The organism is Candidatus Wallbacteria bacterium, from assembly GCA_028687545.1.
GTDB lineage: Bacteria > Muiribacteriota > JAQTZZ01 > JAQTZZ01 > JAQTZZ01 > JAQTZZ01.
On record JAQTZZ010000103.1, the window covers coordinates 1 to 4,874 of the forward strand.

General features: G+C 44.5%; 5 protein-coding genes. 2 read left to right on the forward strand and 3 right to left on the reverse strand.

All coding sequences use genetic code 11. The features are described 5' to 3' along the window. Together PHW04_19085 and PHW04_19090 are read left to right on the forward strand one after the other, a co-directional pair. Positions 1–282: DUF1697 domain-containing protein (locus tag PHW04_19085; protein MDD2717999.1), on the forward strand; the 282-nt coding region annotated here is incomplete at its 5' end. 93 nt (positions 283–375) lie between these two features. Next, positions 376–1,932: a hypothetical protein gene (locus PHW04_19090; protein MDD2718000.1), complete on the forward strand. Its 1,557-nt coding sequence runs from the start codon at positions 376–378 to the stop codon at positions 1,930–1,932. A gap of 322 nt (positions 1,933–2,254) precedes the next feature. On the opposite strand, the gene PHW04_19095 is transcribed toward PHW04_19090, so the two are convergent. From PHW04_19095 to PHW04_19105, 3 genes are all read right to left on the reverse strand, one after another. Next, positions 2,255–3,238: a virulence RhuM family protein gene (locus tag PHW04_19095; protein ID MDD2718001.1), complete on the reverse strand. Its 984-nt coding sequence runs from the start codon at positions 3,236–3,238 to the stop codon at positions 2,255–2,257. Positions 3,239–3,313: 75 nt separating this feature from the next. Next, a complete protein-coding gene (locus PHW04_19100) occupies positions 3,314–3,808 on the reverse strand; it encodes a ParB/Srx family N-terminal domain-containing protein (GenBank protein ID MDD2718002.1) in 495 nt (164 codons plus the stop codon). Between the two features lie 88 nt (positions 3,809–3,896). Next, positions 3,897–4,874: hypothetical protein (locus PHW04_19105; protein MDD2718003.1), on the reverse strand; the 978-nt coding region annotated here is incomplete at its 5' end.

The window sequence follows — 4,874 nt, forward strand, 5'->3', positions numbered from 1 at the left end:
AAGATAGCTGGCGCCATTCCGGCTGACTGGCGGAACGATTCCGTTCAGAAGACTGATGTTGCCTATCTGTTCCCGGAAATCGACTCAGGGGAAATCCTCTCCGAACTACCGGTGAACATGGATTTCATCGACATGCGCTACGTGAAGGGCGCGCTGTTCTGGAACGTCAGGCGGGAGAATTACAACAAAAGCCGGCTGAACAGGATGATCGGCCACAAATCGTATCAGTTGATGACAGTGCGTAACGTGAATACCGCGCGGTTTCTGGCAGGATCAGAATGAAACAGCGGGAGATTTCCATCCCATACCATAACTATCATGTTTCTATGCCCCCAGACGATAACATTTTAAAAATACATGTTTTCCGGGGGGAAAATGAAAAAATTCATATATTTGTCTTCTGCACTTATATTGACTGCGATGATCCTTACCGGCTGCGGCGGCAGCGCAGATTCCGGCGGCGGGACAGCAGCAGCAGACCTGAGATCCATCAGAGGCATTCTTTACGCGCCTGCGCCTGCAGGATCCGCACCTTCCCGATCCGCATCTTCTGCGCCGGCCATGCTGCCTGTAGCCAGTGCCGAGATTTCAGCCCCTTATGCGACTGACATCAGGACTTCGACAGACAGCCAGGGAAGATTCAATCTGCTTGTCGACATGGAGCAGTATAGGAACTGGCAGTCTGAGAATGGCATAACCGGTACCGGCGAGACTTTGACACTGCTGGCAGAGAAAAATGACGGTACCGCTTATTTTACTACAGCCATCATAGTGGATCTCACAGGGAAAAAGGACATCGATCTGACTGAAGCTTTACAGACTCAGGATCAGAATATGCTCTTACTCAGGGCAGCCGGGAAGCTGGTCGTCGGGGTCAGCATTCCTGCAGAAGAAACTCTTCTGCAAGTCTATCAGGATGAAACCCTGGTACGGAGCATGAGTTCCAGCAACGGTTTTTCCACCAACCTCGAACCAGGCACCTATGAAGTCAGGCTCAGACTGAATGGATACAATGCTATCACCTATTCCGCCAGGATCAATGAGAATGAAACCGTTGATCTGGGCAGCCCTGTGTTCGCAACTTCTGATATGAAAGATCACTCTGTGATAGGGCTGAGGTGGAACAGCGAAACTGACAGAGAGGAGTTTGCCAGAATCAATTTGGCAACCGGCAATTTTGATGTAATGGGAACAGTCGGTGATTTATATGTCTGGCAGGGTGAATCGGTTGTCGAGGATAATCAGCTTTATGTGATCGGCTGGAATTCTGATGGAGCGAATAAAGTTTATAAACTGGATATGTGTACAGGTAATCTGCTGAATTCCAGACAGATTGGTTCATTTGATTTTACTTTATCAGGCTTCGACGGTTCGGACCACCTGATCGCCCTGCGCTGGAACAGTTCGATTAACAAGGAGGAATTCGGCAGGCTTGAGATGCAAGATTTGAATTTTACGGTTCTTGGAACTGTGGGTGACTTGTATACATGGAGCGGCCAGTCGGTAATTAAAGGTGATGTTCTTTACGTTTTCGGAACAAACTCCAATGACATGCACAAGATTTACTCTTTGAGTTTAAGTTCAGGAAGTCTACTGAGTTCTACGCAGATCGAGGAATCTGATCTTCATTTCTCAGGATTTGATGATTGCGGGAATCTGATCGCCCTCCGCTGGGACAGTGGCACACTGAAGGAAGAATACGGCATACTCGATTTACCTTCATTGAGCTTTACAACATTGGGGACAGTGGGTGATCTGTATATGTGGCAAGGTCAGACTCTGGTTAGGAACCATACTCTGTATGCCATAGGCTCAAACTTGTCTGAAAAGAAAAGACTCTACCGCATAGACCTAACCACAAGTACAATGATAAACACTTCACCTGTTCCAGACTTCACCTGGTGCTTAGCGAAAATTAACAATAACGATTGATACTACTATTTGAAACAACCGCTCATCCCAGAGCGCAGGCACTGACCCGTTGGGGATTCCCGGTTTCAAAATCGATGGAGACGAAGTTTTTCATTTAGGTTTTCAGCAAGCGTTCAATTGCACGATAACTTCGTACAGTTCAGTTGATCTTCGCCAGGATTCTTTCCCGCCCCCCCTCAGCAGTTGTTTCCAAAACGAAACAGCACACATGCTGTCATCATTTCGAACTGTTGCATCTTTTGCAACAGTCACAAGCAGTTCCAATTCGCCATCTCCAAAATATTAATTTCTCAATTTCCAAACAGTGTAATTCGTAACGGTTTCATTTTTTGTCCTTTGTCTGAGGCAGCTGTTTTACGGCTCGGTCGAAATCGGATTCGAGGTTTTGATCCTCTGTTTTGCGGAATTCGACAAATTCACGTTCAGCATGTTCACGTGCCAATTCAGCAGAGACTTTACCCGCATTCTGCAATATTTCCCGGTCGTTCAAGGTCAGAAAACCCTCAAGTTTTGTGATCCAGTCGCTCATGGTCATGGCTATCCGCCGCTCGGCCTGGGCTTCGGCAAAAATGAGATACTGTTCTACAAGGTTGTTCAGGGCGCGAAGCTCTTCTTCGTTCAAGTAATTCTTGGCGATGGAGACATCCGCTTTGTGAATACGGCCACCTTCCCAGTTGGTGAGCCCCATGTTCGGCATTTTGCTGTCAGCGCGGGACAAAATTATCTCGGCAGCTGTCTGTCCGTGAACAGCGAAGTGCACTTTGTTCTGCACAGTGGCGAAGAATTCCTGGGTGGAAGGATGGTTCTTGTCATAGTCGATGCTCGTGGCATAAACATCAGTAATCTTCTGGTAGAAACGCCGCTCGCTCGTGCGGATATCCTGGATGCGCCGGGTGAGCTCCTCGAAATAGTCATTGCCGACCTTCGGGTTTTTCAGGCGTTCGTCGTCCAGCACAAAACCTTTGATAATGTATTCCTTGAGCTTGTCCGCGGCCCACTGCCGGAAGCGCACGGCTGCTGGGCTGCGCACCCTGAAGCCCAGGGCCAGAACCATGTCGAGGTTATAATGAGCTACCTCATATTGCTTCCCGTCAGCGGCAGTTGTTCGGAAATACCGAACAACTGAATTTTCCTCCAGTTCCCTGTCTTCAAAAATGTGTTTGATATGCTCGCTGATAGTCCCTTTGGCCTTACCAAACAAGTCAGCAAGCTGTTTCTGGCTGACCCAGACAGTCTGATCTTCAAGGCGCACATCGAGCTTGGTGCGCCCGTCTTCGCTCTGATAAATTATGATCTGGTTCATCATAAACTCCTCACATTGTCCAGCCTATCTTGATTCGATAAAATTCCCATCAATCGTCAGCTTTCGCATCAGATTTTATTATCCGGGATAGCAACAATTCCCACCATTTTTTAACTCAAGCCGGTGCTGCAGATCTTCAATTTTTCGATTCCAGTATTCTACATAAGCAAAATAAGCTTCTTGTGTTGTCAGAAAGTTTATATGCTGCTCAACATCCAATCTGTATGCCATAACACTTTCCATTCCTGTCCTGCGGGCTTTTTCCATCCTGTGATTCCCGTCAATCAGGTTGAATTTTCCAGGCGCGATTTCCGCCAGTATAACCGGTTCGGAGTTCTGAACAGAATCAAGATGCTTTTCGTTTATGGTGGAAAAAGTACTGGGAAAATCTTTTACTGCCACATTCTCCAGCACAACTTCATCCGGATGGCTGTGAATAAACGCAAGCATCTTTGTAATGTTAAAATGAAAAATTCCATTCCTGAATATTTCATCACCTTCATCAATTGAAACCGGGTTGAATTTTTTGTCAGGTTTCAACAGCCTTTCAGGAATTTTCTTTATCTTTTTCATTTATCCAGTCCTTCTATTTAACGCTTTCCGGCTTGTCTAATAACCTGGTAAGATGTTGTGCAAAGTGAAGGTCTGATACTGTTTCGTTTCATATCAGAATTTTTCTGAGTTCAGATGGAAGGTCCAAGTTGGCCCAGATCTTCTCGTCGCACAAGTTTGAAGTTTTCTGGCTCAATAATGTTGTAGCTAGTTCAATAATTTGATCTTTGACTTTAGGCTCAGAAGGTACTTTTGACCAAAGAATCTCAAGAAATTTAGCCACTGCAATATTGTCCATGAGATGATTTTTGAAAACTGCGATGAATTGACCTAGATCCTCAGGATCATTGCTATTTATTTTTAGATAAGAGTCTGCTATGTAAGAAAAAGTTGATTCGGTGATTCCTGGTTGACACATCTCTAAAATGTATTTGTTCTTAACAATATCAGAATCTTTGGAAATATGATCTAATACAGTCCGGTGAGGAAAACTAAACCTGTGAGTTACTGCCATCATTGCTACAATAGATTGCAATCCATCGAGTGTGGGATTCTGATTGAATTCTGATTCTATGAAGGCAGTAGTTTTTTCAGTCCATTCTTGAGAATGAAAATCTCTATCTGAAATCTCTATTTTCCTAGTTTTCATTCCCAAACGGTTTAAGATTTCTATAGATTCACTGGGCTTTTTGAATAGTGAAATAACTCCTTTTAATATACCTGGGGTCAGGGTAATTTTCGATTGAAGATTGTCTACAGCTTCACTGAGTATTTCGATTTCCTCCAAGTGAAAGTTATTTTTTCTCTTAGGGTATCGATATGATTCGCTCAGTTCATAAATCATACGTGAAGCAAAGCATGCCTTTGATTTCTTTCCTGGTAGCAATCGCCAGAAATAGATCAATTCCGATGAAGTCATATCTCTATGTATAAGTGAATGATGAAGCGCTTCAAGAGGAAATCCTACTTGTGCAATTTCTCGGGGAATAGGCCATTTTTCATCACTCATATAGCTGACGTCTTCTAAAGTTATACCGCGATTATTCCAACGTTTCTCTGCTTTTATCCAATATTGATATTCTCCAAA

Bases quoted from the DNA above. Each gene is read 5' to 3' on its own strand.
- PHW04_19095 (MDD2718001.1), bottom strand. From the start codon at position 3,238: ATGATGAACCAGATCATAATTTATCAGAGCGAAGACGGGCGCACCAAG.
- PHW04_19100 (MDD2718002.1), bottom strand. From the start codon at position 3,808: ATGAAAAAGATAAAGAAAATTCCTGAAAGGCTGTTGAAACCTGACAAA.
- PHW04_19090 (MDD2718000.1), top strand. From the start codon at position 376: ATGAAAAAATTCATATATTTGTCTTCTGCACTTATATTGACTGCGATG.